This window comes from Paraburkholderia sp. GAS334, assembly GCF_050436625.1.
In the GTDB taxonomy this organism is placed as follows: domain Bacteria; phylum Pseudomonadota; class Gammaproteobacteria; order Burkholderiales; family Burkholderiaceae; genus Paraburkholderia.
Genome location: NZ_JBNDMO010000005.1, coordinates 41,939 through 61,009, shown reverse-complemented (window position 1 = coordinate 61,009; position 19,071 = coordinate 41,939). Strand labels below are relative to the sequence as shown.

15 protein-coding genes are annotated in these 19,071 nt (G+C 62.2%); all 15 read left to right on the top strand.

The genetic code is table 11. The features are described from left to right. Positions 1 to 414 precede the first annotated feature (414 nt). The 15 genes from P3T21_RS11095 (at position 415) to P3T21_RS11025 (ending at position 19,070) form a co-directional block, all read left to right on the top strand. Positions 415 to 2,562 carry a hydantoinase/oxoprolinase family protein gene (locus P3T21_RS11095; RefSeq protein WP_429255984.1) on the top strand — a complete coding sequence of 716 codons (2,148 nt, stop codon included), beginning with the start codon at positions 415 to 417 and terminating at the stop codon, positions 2,560 to 2,562. A gap of 10 nt (positions 2,563 to 2,572) precedes the next feature. Continuing rightward, the gene (locus tag P3T21_RS11090) at positions 2,573 to 4,897 is read left to right on the top strand and encodes a hydantoinase B/oxoprolinase family protein (protein ID WP_429255983.1); all 2,325 of its coding nucleotides are present in this window, start codon (positions 2,573 to 2,575) and stop codon (positions 4,895 to 4,897) included. A 43-nt stretch (positions 4,898 to 4,940) separates the two neighbouring features. After that, positions 4,941 to 5,447 (top strand): acetone carboxylase subunit gamma, encoded by a 507-nt coding sequence (locus P3T21_RS11085; protein WP_429255982.1) that lies wholly within the window; start codon positions 4,941 to 4,943, stop codon positions 5,445 to 5,447. A gap of 410 nt (positions 5,448 to 5,857) precedes the next feature. Further along, positions 5,858 to 7,900 carry a sigma-54-dependent Fis family transcriptional regulator gene (locus P3T21_RS11080; RefSeq protein ID WP_429255981.1) on the top strand — a complete coding sequence of 681 codons (2,043 nt, stop codon included), beginning with the start codon at positions 5,858 to 5,860 and terminating at the stop codon, positions 7,898 to 7,900. A gap of 1,046 nt (positions 7,901 to 8,946) precedes the next feature. After that, the gene (locus tag P3T21_RS11075; RefSeq protein WP_429255980.1) at positions 8,947 to 9,993 is read left to right on the top strand and encodes an LLM class flavin-dependent oxidoreductase; all 1,047 of its coding nucleotides are present in this window, start codon (positions 8,947 to 8,949) and stop codon (positions 9,991 to 9,993) included. A 47-nt stretch (positions 9,994 to 10,040) separates the two neighbouring features. Then, positions 10,041 to 11,513, top strand: coding sequence for an aldehyde dehydrogenase (locus P3T21_RS11070; protein WP_429255979.1), 1,473 nt, complete (start codon positions 10,041 to 10,043; stop codon positions 11,511 to 11,513). Positions 11,514 to 11,523: 10 nt separating this feature from the next. Beyond that, a complete protein-coding gene (locus tag P3T21_RS11065) occupies positions 11,524 to 11,838 on the top strand; it encodes an NIPSNAP family protein (protein ID WP_429255978.1) in 315 nt (104 codons plus the stop codon). A 78-nt stretch (positions 11,839 to 11,916) separates the two neighbouring features. Continuing rightward, positions 11,917 to 12,960 (top strand): ABC transporter substrate-binding protein, encoded by a 1,044-nt coding sequence (locus P3T21_RS11060; RefSeq protein ID WP_429256308.1) that lies wholly within the window; start codon positions 11,917 to 11,919, stop codon positions 12,958 to 12,960. Positions 12,961 to 13,045: 85 nt separating this feature from the next. Continuing rightward, on the top strand, positions 13,046 to 13,879 hold the full coding sequence (locus tag P3T21_RS11055; protein ID WP_429256307.1) for an ABC transporter permease: 834 nt from the start codon (positions 13,046 to 13,048) through the stop codon (positions 13,877 to 13,879). Between the two features lies 1 nt (position 13,880). Next, on the top strand, positions 13,881 to 14,678 hold the full coding sequence (locus P3T21_RS11050; protein ID WP_154563633.1) for an ABC transporter permease: 798 nt from the start codon (positions 13,881 to 13,883) through the stop codon (positions 14,676 to 14,678). Continuing rightward, positions 14,675 to 15,757, top strand: a complete 1,083-nt coding sequence (locus P3T21_RS11045) for an ABC transporter ATP-binding protein (RefSeq protein WP_429255977.1) — start codon at positions 14,675 to 14,677, stop codon at positions 15,755 to 15,757. Before P3T21_RS11050 ends, P3T21_RS11045 begins: the two co-directional genes overlap by 4 nt. A gap of 91 nt (positions 15,758 to 15,848) precedes the next feature. Further along, complete coding sequence (locus tag P3T21_RS11040; RefSeq protein WP_429255976.1) at positions 15,849 to 16,541, top strand: GntR family transcriptional regulator; 693 nt, start codon at positions 15,849 to 15,851, stop codon at positions 16,539 to 16,541. 186 nt (positions 16,542 to 16,727) lie between these two features. After that, positions 16,728 to 17,315: an amino acid synthesis family protein gene (locus P3T21_RS11035; RefSeq protein ID WP_429255975.1), complete on the top strand. Its 588-nt coding sequence runs from the start codon at positions 16,728 to 16,730 to the stop codon at positions 17,313 to 17,315. Then, the gene (locus tag P3T21_RS11030) at positions 17,305 to 18,132 is read left to right on the top strand and encodes an alpha/beta fold hydrolase (RefSeq protein WP_429255974.1); all 828 of its coding nucleotides are present in this window, start codon (positions 17,305 to 17,307) and stop codon (positions 18,130 to 18,132) included. The genes P3T21_RS11035 and P3T21_RS11030 overlap by 11 nt, the downstream gene beginning before the upstream one ends. 11 nt (positions 18,133 to 18,143) lie before the next feature. Continuing rightward, positions 18,144 to 19,070, top strand: a complete 927-nt coding sequence (locus tag P3T21_RS11025) for a flavin reductase (RefSeq protein WP_429255973.1) — start codon at positions 18,144 to 18,146, stop codon at positions 19,068 to 19,070. Position 19,071 lies beyond the last annotated feature (1 nt).

Sequence of the window (19,071 nt, the reverse complement as noted above, 5' to 3'; positions counted from 1 at the left end):
GCGTCGTCGACTGCGAGAGGGGATCTCGACGCCGCTGCGCTGAATCCCCCGCTTGAGCTGGCTGTGGCGATGCGCCACCGAACCTCGCGGTCCACCCTGCCGCGGTCGCGGTAACACGCATTCACGCAGATCCTCCTGCGCTTCGCTCACCCCTTCAGACCTGCGTTCGAAATCCGCTCTCCAAACGGCCGACCGTCTGGGAATCGGACGCAGCACGAACGCGTCGTCCGTTTCCAGTCCATCAGCAGACGCCCTGAAGAGCCACGCCAGTCAGGGGCCTGGCGATTACGTGTGGATTCGGCCGTCCAGTGGCATACCCCTTGCAATTATCTCCTCCGAAGCGAATCGCAATGCTCGCTTCGCATCGCGCCTCCCGTTGAGGCGATGTTCAATCAAGGAGAGCTGGAGACACTAATGGAACAGCAACTTTCACACGTCCAGGTACTGGGCATCGATGCCGGCGGCACGATGACCGATACCTTCTTCGTGCGTTCGGATGGCCGCTTCGTGGTCGGCAAAGCCCAAAGCAATCCCGCGGATGAGTCACTGGCCATTCTGGAATCGTCAAAAGACGCGCTGACGCAGTGGGCCCGCGAAGTGGACGAGGTCTACCCTGAACTGGTGACCTGCGTCTATTCCGGTACGGCGATGCTCAATCGCGTGGTTCAGCGCAAAGGCCTCGATGCCGGACTCATCTGCAATCGAGGCTTCGAACAGATTCACTCGATGGGGCGGGCCATTCAGAGTTATCTCGGCTACGCGCTGGAAGAGCGCATCCACCTCAACACCCACCGCTACGACGAACCGCTGGTCCCGCTTACGCGCACCCGCGGTGTGACGGAACGCACCGATGTTCAGGGTGAAATCGTGATTCCCTTGCGCGAAGACGAAGTACGCAAGGCGACGCGGGAACTCGTGAACGCCGGATCGAAGGCGATTGCCATTTGCCTCCTTCAGTCCCACAAGAACGAGTCGAGTGAAAAGCGCGCTCGCGATGTCTGTCTCGACGAACTGAAGAAAATCGGCGTGGACATCCCGGTCTTCGCATCAGTCGACTACTACCCGTCGCGCAAGGAAAGCCACCGCACGAACACCACCATTCTCGAAGCCTACGCGGCTGAGCCGTCCCGTCAGACACTGAAGAAGGTCAGTGATCGTTTCAGGAAGCACGGCGCGAAGTTCGACCTGCGCGTGATGGCCACGCACGGCGGGACGATCAGCTGGAAGGCCAAGGAGCTCGCCCGCACGATCGTCTCCGGTCCGATCGGCGGCGTGATCGGCTCGCGCCTGCTTGGCGAAAAACTGGGCTACGAGAACATCGCATGCAGCGATATCGGCGGCACCAGTTTCGACATGGCGCTGATAACCAAGGGCAACTTTGCGATCGCCTCCGATCCGGACATGGCGCGTCTCGTGCTGTCGCTGCCGTTGGTGGCGATGGATTCGGTGGGCGCGGGAGCGGGTAGCTTTGTGCGGCTTGATCCCTACAGCGGTTCCATCAAACTCGGGCCCGACAGCGCGGGCTATCGCGTCGGCACATGCTGGCCGGAAAGCGGACTCGATACGGTGTCGGTGTCCGACTGCCATGTGGTGCTGGGCTATCTCAACCCCCTTAACTTCCTCGGCGGGGCCATCAAGCTCGACGTCGAACGCGCGCGGCAACACATCAAGGCCCAGATCGCCGATCCGCTCGGCCTCTCCGTGGAAGACGCCGCAGCGGGCGTGATCGAACTGCTCGATCTCAGCCTGCACGAGTATCTGCGTGCCAACATCAGCGCGAAGGGCTACAACCCCACCGACTTCGTGTGCTTCTCGTATGGCGGGGCAGGGCCGGTGCATACCTACGGATATACGGAAGGCCTCGGTTTCAAGGATGTGATCGTCCCCGCGTGGGCAGCCGGGTTTTCTGCGTTCGGTTGCGCATGCGCCGATTTTGAGTACCGCTACGACAAGAGCGTGGATATCGCGGTCGCGCCGGACGCCCCCGATGAACAGAAAGCGGCGGCCTGCTCGGTGATTCAGGACGCGTGGAAGGAACTGGCCGACAAGGTCGTCGAGGAGTTCGTCATCAACGGCTTCAAGCTGGAAGACATCACGCTGTTGCCCGGCTACCGGATGCAGTACATGGGACAACTGAACGATCTGGAGATCACCGCGCCGATCAACGCCGCAACCACCGCAGCGGACTGGAAGAAGATCACCGACGCGTTTGAGGAAACCTACTCGAGGGTGTACGCGAGTTCTGCCCGCTCACCGGAACTGGGCTTCAGCGCCACCGGTGCCATCATGCGCGGTCTTGTCGCCACGCAGAAGCCTGTGCTGCCGGAAGACCCGGAGGCGGGCATCGTCCCGCCCAAATCTGCGTATCTGGGCAAGCGCCCGTTCTATCGCCACAAGAAGTGGGTCGAAGCCGAAATCTGGCAGATGGAGTCGCTCCTGGCGGGTAACCACATCGTGGGGCCGGCCATCATCGAGTCCGCGTCCACCACCTTCGTCGTGCCCAATGGTTTCGAAACTACGCTCGACAAGCATCGTCTGTTCCATCTGCAAGAAGTAAAGTAAGGAGACGAAAATGAACCTCATGTCATCGAAGGAAGTCGGCCAACCCGAGCTGCTCGCCAACGGCAAGACGCTGAAAGCGTTCCGCGCCGAGATCATGGAGCGCACTGGCAAGACGGGCCACTACAACGGGCTCGCGCGACTCGAGTTGCGCGAAAAGGACCCGATCGGCTACGAGAAGCTGTTCTCCAAGATTCGCGGCGGACTCGTGCATGCTCGCGAAACCGCGAAGAAGATCGCTGCGTCGCCGATCGTGGAGCAGGAGGGCGAACTGTGCTTCACGCTGTACAACGCGGTCGGCGATTGCGTGCTGACTTCGACCGGCATCATCATCCACGTCGGCACTATGGGCGCCGCGATCAAGTACATGATCGAGAACAATTGGGAGGACAACCCGGGCATTAACCCGGGGGACATGTTCACCAATAACGACTGCTCGATCGGCAACGTTCACCCTTGCGACATCGCGACGATCGTGCCGATCTTCTGGGCCGGCAAACTGATCGGCTGGGTGGGCGGTGTGACCCACGTGATCGACACCGGTGCAGTAACGCCGGGATCGATGTCGACGGGCCAGGTCCAGCGCTTCGGCGACGGCTACCAGATCACCTGCCGCAAGACCGGCGTGAACGACCAGCCGCTGCGCGACTGGCTTCATGAAAGCCAGCGTTCGGTGCGCACGCCGAAATACTGGATCCTGGACGAGCGCACCCGGATCGCCGGTTGCCACATGATCCGCGACATGGTGGAGGAGATCATCGCCACCGAGGGGCTGGAAGCCTACGAGAAGTTCAGCTACGAGGTCATCGAAGAGGGCCGTCGCGGGTTGCAAAGCCGCATCAAGGCGATGACGCTGCCCGGCAAATACCGCAAGGTCGCCTTCGTGGATGTGCCCTACGCCCACGAAGATATCCAGACGCCTTCGGCTTTCGCGAAGATCGACACCATCATGCACTCGCCGGTGGAAATGACGATCCGCCCCGACGCCACGTGGCGGCTGGATTTTGAAGGCGCGAGCCGCTGGGGCTGGCACACCTATAACGCGCACCACGTGGCATTCACGAGCGGTATCTGGGTCATGATGACCCAGACCCTGGTGCCGACCCAGCGCATCAACGACGGTGCCTACTTCGGCACCGAGTTCCGCTTGCCCAAGGGCACATGGATGAATCCGGACGATCGCCGCACCGGTCACGCCTATGCATGGCACTTCCTGGTGTCGGGGTGGAGCGCCATGTGGCGGGGGCTCGGCCAGGCGTACTTCAGCCGTGGCTATCTGGAGGAAGTCAACGCGGGCAACGCCAATACGTCGAACTGGCTGCAAGGCGGCGGCATCAACCAGGACGGCGAGGTGCACGCGGTCAACAGCTTCGAGGCCTCCTCGTGCGGCACGGGCGCCGGCGCCATCAAGGACGGCCTCAATCACGCCGCGGCGATCTGGAACCCGGAAGGCGACATGGGCGACATCGAGATCTGGGAGATGGCTGAGCCGTTGCTCTATCTCGGGCGCAACGTCAAAGCCAATTCCGGCGGCTACGGCAAATACCGCGGCGGGTGTGGTTTCGAAACCCTGCGCATGGTCTGGAAGGCCCAGGACTGGACCATGTTCTTCATGGGCAATGGCTACATGAACAGCGACTGGGGGTTTATGGGCGGCTATCCGTCTGCCACCGGCTACCGGTTCGAAGCGCACAAGACGGGTCTGAAAGAGCGCATCGCGCAAGGGCTCTCGCTGCCGCTCGGCGGCGACACGAATCCCGACGCACCGGACTATGAGCGGCACATCGATGCGACTTCCAGGGTCAAACGCGACAAGCAATGCATGACCACCGAGGATTGCTACGAAAACCACGACCTGTACCTCAATTACCTGCGCGGAGGTCCGGGCTTTGGCGACCCGCTCGATCGGGAGACGGAAGCCATTGCGAAGGATCTCAACAACGGCTTTCTGCTCCCCGAGTTTGCCGAGAAGGTCTACGGCGCGGTGTTGTCGCAGGACGCAACGGGTATCTGGACGGTCGATGCGAAAAAAACCGTGAAGCGTCGCGGCGAAATCCGCAAGGAGCGGCTCGCGCGCTCGTTGCCGACGCGGGAATGGATGAAGGAAGAGCGCGAGCGCGTCCTTACCAAACATGCGTCGCGCCCAGTGCGTCACATGTTCGCGACCAGCTTCGGGTTGTCGGAGAAATTCCTCAACGACTTCCGCAAGTTCTGGGACCTGCCTGCCGACTGGAATATGACCGAGGCAGAGCTGGACGTTCCGTCCTACGGCTCGAAATACCGGATGGATCTTTCGTTGCTGCCCGACGTGACCACGGTGGTTCAGGTCGAAGAGTAATCCATACCGGTATCGATATCGAAGCGAATCAAGGAGTATCGAAATGTCTGCTTACACGAAAGAACAGGTCAGCAATCTGGTCGACGGACGACTCGACTGGGATACGACCGTGCGCATGTTGTCCATGCCGAAAGATCACGAGCGCTTTAGCCAGTACCTCGAAGTATTGCAGGGCAAGGTCGCATGGCCCGACAAGATCGTCTTGCCGCTTGGGCCGCACCTGCATATCGTGCAGGCCGTGAAGAGCAAGCACTGGGTCATCAAGTGCGACTGTGGCCATGAGTTCTGCGACTACCGCGAAAACTGGAAATTGCACGCCAATGTCTACGTGCGCGACACCGAAGAGGCTATGCTCGAGGTCTATCCGAAGCTCATGGCGCCCGACACACAGTGGCAGGTCTACCGCGAGTATTACTGTCCAGGTTGCGCAACCATGCACGACGTCGAAGCGCCGACGCCGTGGTATCCGGTGATTCACGATTTCGAACCGGATATCGAGGCGTTCTACAAGGAGTGGTTGCAGTTGCCGGTTCCCGAGCACGCTGACTAGCGTAAAGGGGAGGACGCGGCTTTTATTGCGCCCGATTGTCCCGCAAGCGACTGCGCCATCCTGCCGGGTGGCGCAGTCGCGTGGACGGACACATATCCTGACAAAGCGGCGCGGCATGGCTGCGTTCACGCGCCGCTCCATGCGCGGCACAGTTTGATGCGGCGCAAAAAGGATTGTCCGAATGAGCGCCCTGTCGCGCAGGCACTGTTCGAAAATCGAACGGTGTTTGTCCGTCGGTCGTCCGGAAATCGAACGCCAGGTGGCGTACTGAACATTCTCCTGCGGCATTCAATCGATGGCATCGATCTTGCCCTTCACGTTGCATGAGCCGAATGGGTTTGACATGTTGCAGCGCGGCAGCGATAGCCGCGCAAGCCGCATGACACGCCCAACCGTCAGCACAAGGCGATATGAAAAAGGAGACAAGTATGGGCATGTCGGATGCCACCCAGATGTTCTCGAACCCTGGCGACGAAGCGGTCATCATGGCTGCATGGGAGCGATTCCTGAACGGCGGGGAAGCACCGCACAGTGTCGTGCGGCACCTCGTTGACACATCGTGGCAACGCTGCGTCGAGCGACAGGTCGATCCCAGGTTGGGTCACGCGCCGCCGCCACTTGACGAGCACCTGCTGTACACGTTGCAGCGCAATCATCGCGATCTGGTTGAGGCAAGCGCGCCGGTGATGGCGCACGCCCGCGATTTTCTGGCACAGACCGAAACGGTCATGGCACTTGCCGAACCGGCCGGCACCATCCTGAACCTAGAAGGCGACCCGGCCGCGATCGCGTCGGCCCACGGGATCCAGCTCCTGCCCGGCGCTTCCTGGAACGAGATGATTTGCGGCACCAATGCGATCGGCACCGCGATCGAGGTTGGCCAGCCTGTGCAGATCCATTCTGCCGAGCACTTCTGCGTCGGCATCAAGCGCTGGACCTGCTCGGCCAACGCGATCCGCGATCCGCGCGACGGCACGATCATTGGCGTCATCGACGTGTCCGGGTTGTCTGAATCCTACAATCGTCATAGCCTGGCACTGGTCGTCACAGCCGCCAGCCGTATTGAAAGCCGTCTGGCTGCGCGGACCATGGAGCTTCGCTACCGGCTACTCGATCGCTGCGTAAGCCGAATGGCGAAGCTCGCGTCCGATGGCGCGGTTGTGTTCGATCACGGCGGCTATCCGATCAAGGTCAACGAACACGCCGAAGCTGCGATTGCGGCCGCCGGCGGCGATCTTTCTCTCACCCGACCGAGGCGCATCCTTGCACTCGCTACGGACTCGTCAAGCACACACCTCTCGCCAGCCGATCTGCCTCACTGGATCCAGCCCGACTGGATCGAGCCGGTGATCGACGACGGCAGGCGCATCGGCAGTTTGCTTATCATTCCGTTCGCGCGTCACACTGCCTCCGCGAGCAGGTCTGTCGGCACTTCACGTGGCTGCGCTGATGGCAAAGCGGCGGCTGGTTTCGAGCGCATTCTGGGCCAGGCCCCAGCACTGCTCGACGCCGTCGACAGGGCTCGTCAGATCGCCCGTTCTCGCGCGCCGGTCGTGCTGCTAGGCGAGACAGGAGTGGGCAAGGAACTGTTCGCGAGGGGCATTCACGAGGCAAGCCAGGCGAACGATGGTCCCTTCGTTGCGCTCAATTGTGGTGGCCTGTCCCGCGAATTGCTCGCGAGCGAACTATTCGGCTATGGCGATGGGGCGTTCACTGGCGCACGCCGAGGCGGCGCACTTGGCAAGATCGAAGCGGCTAATGGCGGGACCTTGTTTCTCGACGAAATCGGCGAAATGCCAGTAGATCTGCAACCGCATTTCCTGCGGGTACTCGAACAGGGGGAAATCTATCGGCTCGGTGAAAACGTTCCGAGGAAGGTGACCTTTCGGCTCGTTGCGGCGACCAATCGCGACTTGAGAAAGGAGGTCGCAGAAGGACGCTTCCGGATGGATTTCTTCTATCGCGTCGCCGTGACGAGTATCCGTATTCCGCCGTTGCGCGACCGGCCGGGGGACATTCGCCGCCTGGCCGAACATCTTGTCCGTCAGTTCGCGACCGGGCAAGGCAGTGCGAGCCCTACGATTGACGCCGGCGTTATCGAGGCGCTCGAAGCGTATTTATGGCCTGGGAACGTCAGGGAGCTTCACAATGTGGTCGAGAGCATGCTTCTCACAGCAAGCGCAGAGACACTGACGCTCGATGATCTGCCTCCGGAGCTGCGTTCGAGCAACGGGCAGGTGAGCGCCGGCGGTGACGAGACGGTTTCGCGCGACGGTCGCGTTACGTTGGAAACGGCGGAGCATGGTGCGATTCGCAACGCGATCATCATCTCTCATGGGAACCTGACATCTGCGGCCCGGCACCTGGGTATAGCGAAGAGCACGCTGTATCAGAAGCTCAGGAAATATGGTCTGAATCGTACGCTGATCGATGCCCGAGGGGAGGGCAGTTAGGTGGGGAGCGGGCGTTCACCGTACCTGGTACTGTAGCCCGTATTCAATCTGTGGCCTTTGCGGCAGTAGAAGTGTCAACTCGCGATGACACGACGTTCGCGTATCTGCCGATCCTTACGGACAAACGTTTGGGCGAAGCGAATCAAGTATGTCACCAGCTTCATGAAGCGAGCGGACCTGTCACTCGCACAGATGGCGACGGCCGATCGCGGGTTCGGTAGTGCAAGAGAGGCTGGTTGGCTACAGGTCTTCACGTGGGGCGGCAGTCGGGCCAACTGCCGCCATTGGCTTGCGTTTTCACGTGGACATTTGAACGTCGGATCCGCAACCAGGTACCGGACATTCAGGTACAGACTCGATCCGGCAAGTTGTCGGTGCGGTCATCCGCGACCCGTCGGTTGCAGTACGGGACCAACTGGGTTTCGAGACTTGCGTCAGTTGACTCTCGCGAAGCGGTAGTGGTTGCACTGACGACTTTCATTCACTTTTACCAAGCCATTGATTTTCACCGTGGGGAGCCTGAAGCCTCGGTATGAACGATGCCAGGATCGTCACGCATTTCCGAAAAGATATCGGCGATCAGCGCAACGCTTGCGCGCATTCGCCGTGTTCCAGCGTGCGCGAGAAGCTGCTTTCCCCGAGCGGCGGATTTTTTTCCAGAGCAACAGCCTCCTCGGGAGGCCGGATGGGTGCGGCGCCTGGGTGCGTCTGAGCGCACGCGAGATGACGGACGCCGGACCCTGATCCCCTCTAGACGAAATCGACGCCGCACCCCTGCCTGAACGTGACCCGTGCCGCTCGCTGCAGCAGGTTCGGCGAGTACTGTTCTTCGCCGACCACGCCTGCACCATCGCTTTGCGGCGCCCCTGGCGGTAGCGCGACATATTATGGTATTCCATAATATTGAAACGCTTGATCTGAACGCTCGGGTGGAATACCGTAATACCAACCGCGGCGTCCCAGCGGTCGACACGGAGCGACGGCGTCCTTCAAAGAGCGCCGGTCGCGGCAGGACCGACTCCCAGCTTTCTGCATACAGGTCGATCATGAAATTCTCGTTGTTTGTTCATATGGAGCGTTACGACGCTGCCACGCCCCACCGGCAACTCTTCGACGAGCTGACCGAGCTCGTCCAGATCGCGGAAAAGGGCGGTTTTGAAACCGCCTGGATCGGCGAGCATCACGCGATGGAATTCACGATCGCGCCCAATCCCTTCATCAACCTTTCGTATCTGGCCGCACGCACCGAGCGGATTCGCCTCGGCACGGGCACGGTGATCGCGCCGTTCTGGCATCCGATTCGCCTGGCGGGCGAGGCTGGCATGGTCGACGTCGCGAGCAACGGGCGGCTCGACCTGGGCATTGCGCGCGGCGCCTACTCGTTCGAATATGAACGTCTGTTGCCCGGACTCGATGCTTTCGGCGCCGGCGCCAGAATGCGTGAACTGGTTCCTGCGTTGCGCGAGTTGTTCAAGGGCGATTACGCGCATCAGGGCGAGTTCTGGTCGTGGCCGTCCACCACGCCGGTACCGCGTCCTGTTCAGCAGCCCCATCCGCCGATGTGGCTGGCCGCGCGCGATCCGAACTCGCATGAGTTTGCGGTGCGCAACGGCTGCAATGTGCAGGTGACCTCGCTAGCCGCGGGCGACGGCGAAGTCGTCAGTCTGATGGAACGCTTTAACGCAGCATGCAAGGCGAACCCCGATGTTCCGCGGCCGCAGATCATGATGCTGATGCACACCTTCGTCGGCGCGGATGCCGCCGAAGTCGACACGGCCGTCGAAGACCTGTCGCGCTTCTACTGCTACTTCAGCAAGTGGTTCAAAAACGAGCGTCCGGCGACGCAGGGCTTCATCGAGCCATTGACCGACGCCGACATCGCGTCGTTCCCGCAATACGCGCCGGAGCAGATTCGCAAGAATCTCGTGATCGGCCAGCCGGGCACCGTGATCGACCGTCTCAAACAGTATGAGGAACTCGGTTTCGATCAATACAGCTTCTGGGTCGACAGCAACATGAGCTTCGAGCGCAAGCGCTGCTCGCTCGAACGCTTCATCTCCGATGTGATGCCCGCCTTCGCCGCGCACGGCTGATTGCCGGTCGTCCCTGAATCGACGTTCTGCACTCAGGAGCAGAAGTTATGTTGAAGTCGTTCCAGCATTACATCGACGGTGAGTTCAGCGAGGCGGCCGACACCTTCGACAGCGTGAATCCCGCGACCGGCGCCGCATGGGCGACGATGCCCGCGGCCAGCGCGGCGGACGTGGACCGCGCGGTGAACGCCGCGGACCGCGCGTTGTTCGCGCCGGAGTGGGCGGGCCTGACGGCTAGCCAGCGCGGCAAGCTGCTATACAGGCTCGCGGACCTCGTCGCGGCGAATGCGCAGGAGCTCGCGCAACTCGAAACGGCGGACACGGGCAAGATCATTCGCGAGACGCGCAGCCAGATCGGCTACGTCGCCGAGTACTACCGCTATTACGCGGGCGTCGCCGACAAGATCCAGGGCGCCTGCCTGCCCGTCGACAAACCCGATATGGACGTTTTCCTGCGACGCGAGCCGGTGGGTGTGGTCGCCGGTATCGTGCCGTGGAATTCGCAGCTGTTTCTCTCGGCCGTGAAGATCGGACCGGCGCTCGCCGCCGGTTGCACGATCGTGCTGAAGGCGTCTGAGGAAGGCCCCGCGCCGCTGCTCGCATTCGCCAGACTCGTGCATGAGGCGGGCTTTCCGCGGGGCGTCGTCAATATTCTGACCGGTTTCGGCGTGGACTGCGGCCGCGCGCTGACGAGTCACCCGCTCGTGTCGAAGATCGCGTTCACGGGCGGCCCCGACACCGCGCGTCAGATCGTGCGCAACTCCGCCGAGAACCTCGCGGCGACGTCGCTGGAACTGGGCGGCAAATCGCCGGTGCTTGTCTTCGACGACGCCAATGTGGACAGCGCCAGCAACGCGGTGATCGCAGGCATCTTCGCCGCGAGCGGGCAAAGTTGCGTGGCGGGTTCGCGCCTGCTGGTGCAGCGCGGCATCCGTGACCGGCTGCTCGCGCGGATCGTCGAAAAAGCACGTGCGATCAGGATCGGCGATCCGCAGGACGTGGATACCGAAATGGGACCACTCGCGACGCGCAAGCAACGCGATCACATCGAAGCCGTGCTCGCTGCCAGTCTCGAAGCGGGCGCCACGCTGCTGACGGGTGGCGGCCGTCCAGAAGGACACGGCGAGGGCTTCTTCTTCGAACCGACCATCGTCGATTGCCCGTCATCCACCGTTCCAAGCGTCGCGCAGGAGCTGTTTGGTCCAGTGCTGAGCGTCATGACCTTCGACACCGAAGCCGAAGCGCTCGCGCTCGCCAACGATACGAAGTATGGCCTTGCGTCGGGCGTGTTCACGCGCGATCTGACGCGCGCGCATCGGCTTACGCGGCAATTGCGTGCAGGCATCGTGTGGGTCAATACCTATCGCGCCGTGTCGCCGATCGTGCCGTTCGGCGGATATGGCTTGAGCGGCCTCGGGCGCGAGGGCGGCCTCGATGCGGTGCTCGACTACACACGTACCAAATCCGTCTGGATCCGCACGTCGGACGACCCGATCGCCGACCCGTTCGTCATGCGCTAAAGAGGCTGACATGTACTACGAAATCCGCACGTACAAGATCAAAACAGGCGCGGTGCCCGCGTATCTGAAGCTGGTCGAGGAAGAGGGCATCGAACTGCAGAAGCGCTATCTGGGTGAACTCGTCGGCTACTTCTTCTCGGAGATCGGGCCGCTGAACCAGATCGTCCACATGTGGGCATATCCGGGTCTCGACGAACGCGAAGCGCGCCGTCAACGGCTCGCGGAAGATCCCGCATGGCAGGCTTTCATTCCGAAGATTCAGGCGCTGATGGAAACGATGGAAAGCAACATCATGAAGCCCGCCGCGTTTTCGCCGCTGAAGTAAGCACCGCATTCGCAAACCGTCCTCTCGAAGCCAGCCGTATCCTTTCAAGGAGCAGTCGTCATGAAGCAAGCGCTACGTATGCCCGCGCGGGCGCGCGCAGTGGCCGTCACAGTGGTTACCGCCGTGGCCGCCGCATCGGCCGTGTTGATCCATGCGCCGGTGTCAGCGGCCCCCGCGCCGATCGTATTCGCCAGTTGGGGCGGGACGACGCAGTCGGCTCAGCAGAAGGAGTGGACGCAGCCGTTCACGCAGGCATCGGGCATTCAGGTCCTGATGGACGGCCCGACCGATTACGGCAAGCTCAAGGCCATGGTCGACAGCGGCAACGTGCAGTGGGACGTGGTCGACGTCGAAGGCGATTTCGCGTATGCGGCGCTGCGTGACGGCCTCGTCGAACCGATCGACTATTCGGTGGTGAACAAGGCGCAACTGGACCCGCGCTTCATGTCGGCGGGCGCTGTGGGCAGCTTTTACTATTCGTTCGTGCTCGGCTACAACAAGGCGGCGTACAAGAGCGGCGCGCCGGCGAACTACGCCGATCTGTTCGACACGAAGCGCTTTCCCGGCAAGCGCACGTTCTACAAGTGGTCTGCGCCCGGCGTGCTCGAAGTCGCTTTGCTCGCCGACGGCGTCGCGCCCGACAAGCTCTATCCGCTCGATCTCGATCGCGCCTTCAAAAAGCTCGACACGATCAAGAGCCAGATCGTCTGGTGGAGCGGCGGCGCGCAGTCGCAGCAATTGATGGCATCTGGCGAAGCGCCGATCGGCGTGTTCTGGAACGGTCGGCTGCATGCATTGCAGCAGACCGGTGTGGACGTGGGCATATCGTGGAATCAGAACCTGACCGCAGCCGACATGCTGGTCGTGCCGAAGGGCACGAAACATAAAGCCGAGGCCATGAAGTTCCTTGCCAGCGCGACGGGTGCGCAGGCCCAGGCGAATTTCGCGGCGGCAACCGGTTATGCGCCCGTCAATCTGAATTCCGCCGCGCTCCTGCCGCCGGATGTCGCGAAGACCCAGCCGGATCAGTACAAAGCGACGCAGATCAATCTCGACATGAAGTACTGGGCCGATCACCGCGATGAAATCGCGAAGCGCTGGTACGCGTGGCAGTCGAAGTAAAGCGCGGCCGGACGAACCCAGCGAAGGAGTCATCATGTCGAATGCAGTCAGTACTATCGCGGAACCGCCGGTCGTGGCGCCGAAGATGACCGTCGGCCTCAGGAAAATCCGGCTGATCGCGCCGGCGCTGTTGCTGCTGGTCGTGTTTTTCCTGTTGCCGGTGCTCTCGCTGCTGCTGCGCAGCGTGCTGGAGCCGACGCCCGGCATTCAGAACTACGCGCAGCTATTCGGCTCGACCACCTATCTGCGTGTGTTCGGCAATACGTTTTTCGTCGCTTCGGTGGTGACCGTCGTGACGGTTGTGATCGGTTTTCCGACCGCGTGGCTGCTCGCGATCGCGCCGCGCTGGATCGGCAAGCTGGTGTTCGCGATCCTGCTGCTGTCAATGTGGACCAATCTGCTTGCGCGCACTTTCGCATGGATGGTGCTGCTGCAACAGACTGGTCCGATCAACCGTCTGCTGATGTGGCTCGGCGTGATCCATGAGCCGTTCACGCTCGTGAACAACCTCACCGGTGTGACAATCGGCATGACCTACATCATGTTGCCGTTTCTCGTGATGCCGTTGCATGCCACCTTGCGTGCGATCGATCCGACCACGCTGCGCGCCGCCGCAATCTGCGGCGCGACCCGCTGGCAGGCATTCTGGCGGGTGCTGGTGCCGCTCGCGATGCCTGGCATTGCCAGCGGCGCGCTGATGGTGTTCGTGATGGCGCTCGGCTACTTCGTCACACCCGCGCTGTTGGGCGGCCCGGAATACATGATGCTTGCCGAATTGATCGCCCAACTTGTCCAGCAGTTGCTCAACTGGGGGCTGGCAGGGGCGGCCGCGTTCGTGCTGCTGCTCGTCACGTTGTCGCTGTACGCGGTGCAGCTTCGCTTCTCGAGCCGCGCCGTGAGCGCCACAGGAGTTCACTGACATGCTGCTCGATTTCGATCGTCTTGGCCCGTTGCGCTGGCTGTTGCTGAGCGTCGGCGGCGCGGTGTCGCTGTTCCTGCTGCTGCCGGTGCTGTTCATCGTCGCGCTCTCGTTCGGCAATTCGCAATGGCTGATGTTTCCTCCACCCGGCTGGACGCTGCAGTGGTACGGCATGCTGTTTGCCGATCCGGGCTGGCTCGACTCGCTGCTGACGAGCGTCGAACTGGGGCTCGTCGTGATGGTGCTGTCGGTGGTGCTGGGGCTGCTCGCATCGCTGGCGCTGACACGCGGCAATTTTCGTGGACGTGCCTTGCTCAAGGCGTTCTTTCTGACACCGATGGTGCTGCCCGTCGTCGTGCTCGCCGTCGCGCTGTATGGCTTCTTCCTGCGTATCGGCTTGACGGGCACGCTGGTCGGTTTCGTGATCGGCCATCTGATCATCGCGTTGCCGTTTTCGATCATCGCGATCAGCAACTCGCTGGAAAGTTTCGACACGTCGCTCGAGGATGCCGCGCTGATTTGCGGCGCCGGGCCGCTTGAAGTGAAATGGCGCGTCACGCTGCCGGGTATCCGGCTCGGCCTGTTCGCGGCGGCAATCTTCTCGTTTCTTGCGTCGTGGGACGAGGTCGTCGTGTCGATCTTCATGGCCAGCCCGACGCTGCAGACGTTGCCGGTGCGCATCTGGAGCACGCTGCGGCAGGATCTGACACCGGTGATCGCCGCCGCGTCGTCATTGCTCGTCGGTCTGACCGTCGTCCTGATGTTGCTGAGCCTGGTACTGAAGAGAGGTAAATCGTGAGCTCACCGTTTTTGCAGATTCAGCGTCTTCGCAAGACCTACGATCAGGTCGTCGCCATCGATCAGGTGTCGCTCGACATCGAGAAGGGCGAGTTCATGACTTTCCTCGGGCCGTCTGGCTCGGGCAAGAGCACCACGCTGTACATCGTCGCGGGCTTCCAGTCGCCGACCGACGGCCGAGTGTTGCTCGACGGCAAGCCGCTGCTGTCGGTCGCGCCGAACCGCCGCAACATCGGCATGGTGTTTCAGCGCTACACGCTGTTTCCGCATCTGACGGTCGGCGAGAACGTCGCGTTTCCGTTGCGCGTGCGACGCTGGCCGGAGGCGAAAGTGCGTGCGAAAGTCGATGAAATGCTCAAGCTCGTGCATCTGGCCGATTGCCGTGACCGGATGCCCGGGCAGTTGTCGGGCGGCATGCAACAGCGTGTCGCGATTGCGCGTGCGCTGGCCTACGATCCGCCGGTGCTGCTGATGGACGAGCCGCTGTCCGCGCTCGACAAGAAGCTGCGTGAGGAACTGCAGACCGAACTGCGGCGCATTCATCAGCAAACCGGTGTCACGATCCTGTACGTGACGCATGATCAGGAAGAGGCATTGCGCCTGTCCGACCGGATCGCGGTGTTCAACAAAGGGCGCATCGAGCAGGTCGGCACGGGTGAGGATCTGTACCGAAAGCCGGCGTCGCGCTTCGTGGCAAGCTTCATCGGCAATTCGAACTTCCTGCCGGTCACGCTGGCCAGCGGCCATTCGGACTCGCATGCGGTGTTCCCCAACGGCAGGCCGGTGCCGATCGCGGGCTGCGACCACGCGCTTAACGCGGGCGACGGCGGCGCGCTGATGCTGCGGCCCGAACAGATCCGTATCCGCGTGCAGGCGCCGCACGTGGCAAACGATGGCTTGCCGGTCGTCGTGCGTGACATCACGTATCTGGGCGACACGATGCACTATTCGGTGGCGACGCCCTGGCAGCAGGAGATCGCGGTGCGCACAGCGGCGGGCGCCCACGAGGCGGGGCTCGCGGTGGGCGCGCAAGCCTGGCTCGACTGGGACCGCGCCCACGCGCAGGTGTTTCCCGCATGACGCGCGGCATCGCGGTCCGTAGCCGACGACTGTGCGATACTATGGTATTCCAAAAACCAACTGACCCAGAATCTCGCTTGGGAAGCTCGCCATGATCGAACAGATGCGCGTTGACCGTAGTGCACCGACCCTTCGCGAACTCACGCTCGAGAAGCTGCGCGAGGCCATTTCGCAGGGCTTTTATCGTCCCGGCGACCGGTTGATCGAGCGAACATTGTGCGATCAGCTTGGCGTGAGCCGCACCGTGGTGCGCGAAGTGCTGCGCCATCTGGAAACGGAAGGGCTGGTGGAGACGGTCGCGCATTCCGGTCCCATCGTCGCGCGGCTCGACCCGGAACAGGTGCAGGAAATCTACGAGATTCGGGCGTTGCTCGAGTCGGAGGCGGCGCGGGCCTGCGCCGAGCTTGCAACACCCGCGCTCGTGAAGCAGTTGCGCGAAATCCGCAAGGAAATCGAAGACGCTTTCGACAAGTCCGACTTCCGCCGGGTGTTGGCTTACACCGAACGCTTTTACGAAGCGATGTTCACGGGCGGCCACAAGCTGATGATGCATCAGGTGGTCAAATCGCTGAACGGCCGCATCAACCAGTTGCGTTCGGTGACGATCTCGTCGCCGGGGCGCGGCGTGGACTCGAATCGCGAAATGAACAAGCTGTTGACCGCGATTGCAAAGAAGGACGGCACTGCGGCCGCTGCCGCGTCGTTCGAGCATGTGCGGCGCACGGCAGCCATCGCCATGGCCGCGCTCGCCGAGCAGGTCACGGATCAAAGCGAAAGCGCCTGAACATCTCGTTTCGTTCGCCAGAAAAACCGTCGCGCGCGACGGTTTTTTTTCGTCCGTGCATCGAAGGGGAGTCTCGTAAACCCGTCATCGGGATGAAAAATCTTGCATACGCTAATATGGAATACCATAATACTTCCAACGCGTCGCGCACTGAGCCAAGGCGCACCTGTCTCCGGAGGAAGTCTGATGAAGCTCGAGATTCGCAAGCTGGTCACCTATGTGGAAGACACGTTCATCGAAGGCGGCAAAGCCGCACCCCGGCCGTTGAAACTGTTCGCGGCTGCGGCGGTGCTGCGCAATCCATGGGCCGGGCGCGGCTTCGTCGAGGACCTGAAGCCGGAGATTCACGCGCTCGGGCCGCAACTCGGTGAAGTGCTGACGGCCGAGATTCTGCGCATCGCCGGTTCCGGCGAAGCGGTGGAGGGTTACGGCAAGGCGGCGATCGTCGGGACGTCGGGTGAAGTCGAGCACGCATCGGCGCTGATTCATACGCTGCGCTTTGGCAACAAGTTTCGCGAAGCGGTCGGCGCCAAGAGTTACCTGAGCTTCACGAACCTGCGTGGCGGCCCGAACTGCCCGGTCACGATCCCGCTGATGCACAAGGGCGACGAAGCCATGCGCTCGCACTACCTGACCATCCAGTTTTCGATCGTCGACGCGCCTGCGCCGGACGAACTCGTGATTGCGCTCGGCGCGTCGATTGGCGGGCGGCCGCACCACCGGATCGGCGACCGCTATCAGGATCTGAAGGAGCTGGGCTCCAATGAAGCGTGAAACCGACATCGCAAATGCGTCGATGAGCGGCGTGTTCGACGGCACGGCCTACAGCGTGGCCGGCGAGGGTGATGTCCTCGTGCTGATCCATGGCGTGGGGATGAATCGCTGCGTGTGGGAACCGCAGGTCGCAGCGTTGAGGGCGCACTTTCGCGTCGTCAGCTACGACATGCTGGGACACGGCGCGAGCCGGCTGCCGGCCGCGTCGCCGCAACTGGACGAATACGCGGCGCAGTTGCTGGCGCTGCTGGATCACCTCGGCATCAGGACGGCGCATGTCGTCGGTCATTCAATGGGTTCGCTGATCGCGCTCGAATTCGCGTTGCGTTACCCGTCGCGGGTGACGAGCGTCACCGCGCTCAATGCGGTGTACGACCGCACGCCGTCGCAACGGGCCGCCGTCATGCAGCGCGCGGCGTCGCTGAACGGCGGGCTCGACCAGCCGAGCATCAATGCCACGATCGCCCGCTGGTTCGACGATCCGGTGCCGGGTCATCTGGCGAACGTCGCGGAGCTCGTGCGCTCGTTGCTGGAGAGCGTCGATCTCGAAGGCTATGCGCGCACGTACCGGCTGTTTGCGAGTTCGGACCAGGCGCATCTGGGCCGCTTGCCGCAACTCGCGATACCGGCGCTGTTCATGACCGGCGAATGCGATCCGAATTCGAGTCCGGCGATGTCGGAGTCAATGGCGGCCGCAGCGCCGCTCGGCCGCGCCGAGATTATTGCCAACGAACGGCACATGATGAACGTCACCGCGCCGTCGATTGTGAATCAGCGGCTTCTGCACTTTATTCGCGATGCGAGCCGTCAGTCCTGAGGAGCAGCACCATGACCGATTCTTCTTTTGACGTTATCGAGTTTCGCCGCGCGTTGGGCGCGTTCGTCACCGGCGTGACGGTGGTGACGACGATCCAGCCGGATGGCACGCCGCGCGGTTTTACAGCGAATTCGTTCACGTCGGTGTCGCTCGATCCCGCGTTGATCCTCGTGTGCATCGCCAGGACCGCGTCGAGCCATCCGGTGTTTTCGCAGACGCAGCGTTTTGCGGTCAGTGTGCTTGCGGAAGATCAGCGGCCGGTGTCGGGCGTGTTCGCGTCGAAGAGCGCGGACAAGTTCGCGCAGGTCGCGTGGCACGCGCGGCGCACCGGCAGCCCGGTGATGGACGGCGCAGCGGCGAGCTTCGACTGCGAGACGCATCAGGTGGTGGACGCCGGCGATCACATCATCCTGATCGGGCGCGTGGTGGACTTCACGCATTCCAGCGCGACGCCATTAGGGTATTGCCGCGGCGCGTATGTGGATTTCAGTTTGTCGCAGGAAGCGTTGGCGGCGACTGGCCAACGTGCGCAGGTCGGCGCGATTCTCGAACATGCCAGAGGGCTCGTGCTGACCAGGACCGCGAGCGGATTGCAGTTGCCTACCGGCACGCGGCTCGAACCGCTGGCGGACGCTACGAGTTTGCGCGGCGTGCTTGACGGTCTGAAACTGAACGTCAACCTCGATTTTCTGTTCGCGGTGTTCGAGGAGAAGGGCGTCACGCACATCTACTATCGCGGGCGCGTGGTCGACGACGCGCCGGCAGTCGCGGACGTTCGCTATGTGCCGCTCGACGCGATACCATGGAACGAGATTCGCGACCCGGCCGTGCAGTCGATGCTGCGCCGCTACGTGAAGGAGCGGACCGAAGATGCGTTTGGCATCTATGTCGGCGATGTCGAAAAAGGGACCGTGCAATCGCTGGTGGCGAATGCGTGAA

Coding starts and splice junctions, on each gene's coding strand:
- P3T21_RS11095 (WP_429255984.1), top strand. CDS start 415: ATGGAACAGCAACTTTCACACGTCCAGGTACTGGGCATCGATGCCGGC.
- P3T21_RS11090 (WP_429255983.1), top strand. CDS start 2,573: ATGAACCTCATGTCATCGAAGGAAGTCGGCCAACCCGAGCTGCTCGCC.
- P3T21_RS11085 (WP_429255982.1), top strand. CDS start 4,941: ATGTCTGCTTACACGAAAGAACAGGTCAGCAATCTGGTCGACGGACGA.
- P3T21_RS11080 (WP_429255981.1), top strand. CDS start 5,858: ATGAAAAAGGAGACAAGTATGGGCATGTCGGATGCCACCCAGATGTTC.
- P3T21_RS11075 (WP_429255980.1), top strand. CDS start 8,947: ATGAAATTCTCGTTGTTTGTTCATATGGAGCGTTACGACGCTGCCACG.
- P3T21_RS11070 (WP_429255979.1), top strand. CDS start 10,041: ATGTTGAAGTCGTTCCAGCATTACATCGACGGTGAGTTCAGCGAGGCG.
- P3T21_RS11065 (WP_429255978.1), top strand. CDS start 11,524: ATGTACTACGAAATCCGCACGTACAAGATCAAAACAGGCGCGGTGCCC.
- P3T21_RS11060 (WP_429256308.1), top strand. CDS start 11,917: ATGCCCGCGCGGGCGCGCGCAGTGGCCGTCACAGTGGTTACCGCCGTG.
- P3T21_RS11055 (WP_429256307.1), top strand. CDS start 13,046: ATGACCGTCGGCCTCAGGAAAATCCGGCTGATCGCGCCGGCGCTGTTG.
- P3T21_RS11050 (WP_154563633.1), top strand. CDS start 13,881: ATGCTGCTCGATTTCGATCGTCTTGGCCCGTTGCGCTGGCTGTTGCTG.
- P3T21_RS11040 (WP_429255976.1), top strand. CDS start 15,849: ATGATCGAACAGATGCGCGTTGACCGTAGTGCACCGACCCTTCGCGAA.
- P3T21_RS11035 (WP_429255975.1), top strand. CDS start 16,728: ATGAAGCTCGAGATTCGCAAGCTGGTCACCTATGTGGAAGACACGTTC.
- P3T21_RS11030 (WP_429255974.1), top strand. CDS start 17,305: ATGAAGCGTGAAACCGACATCGCAAATGCGTCGATGAGCGGCGTGTTC.
- P3T21_RS11025 (WP_429255973.1), top strand. CDS start 18,144: ATGACCGATTCTTCTTTTGACGTTATCGAGTTTCGCCGCGCGTTGGGC.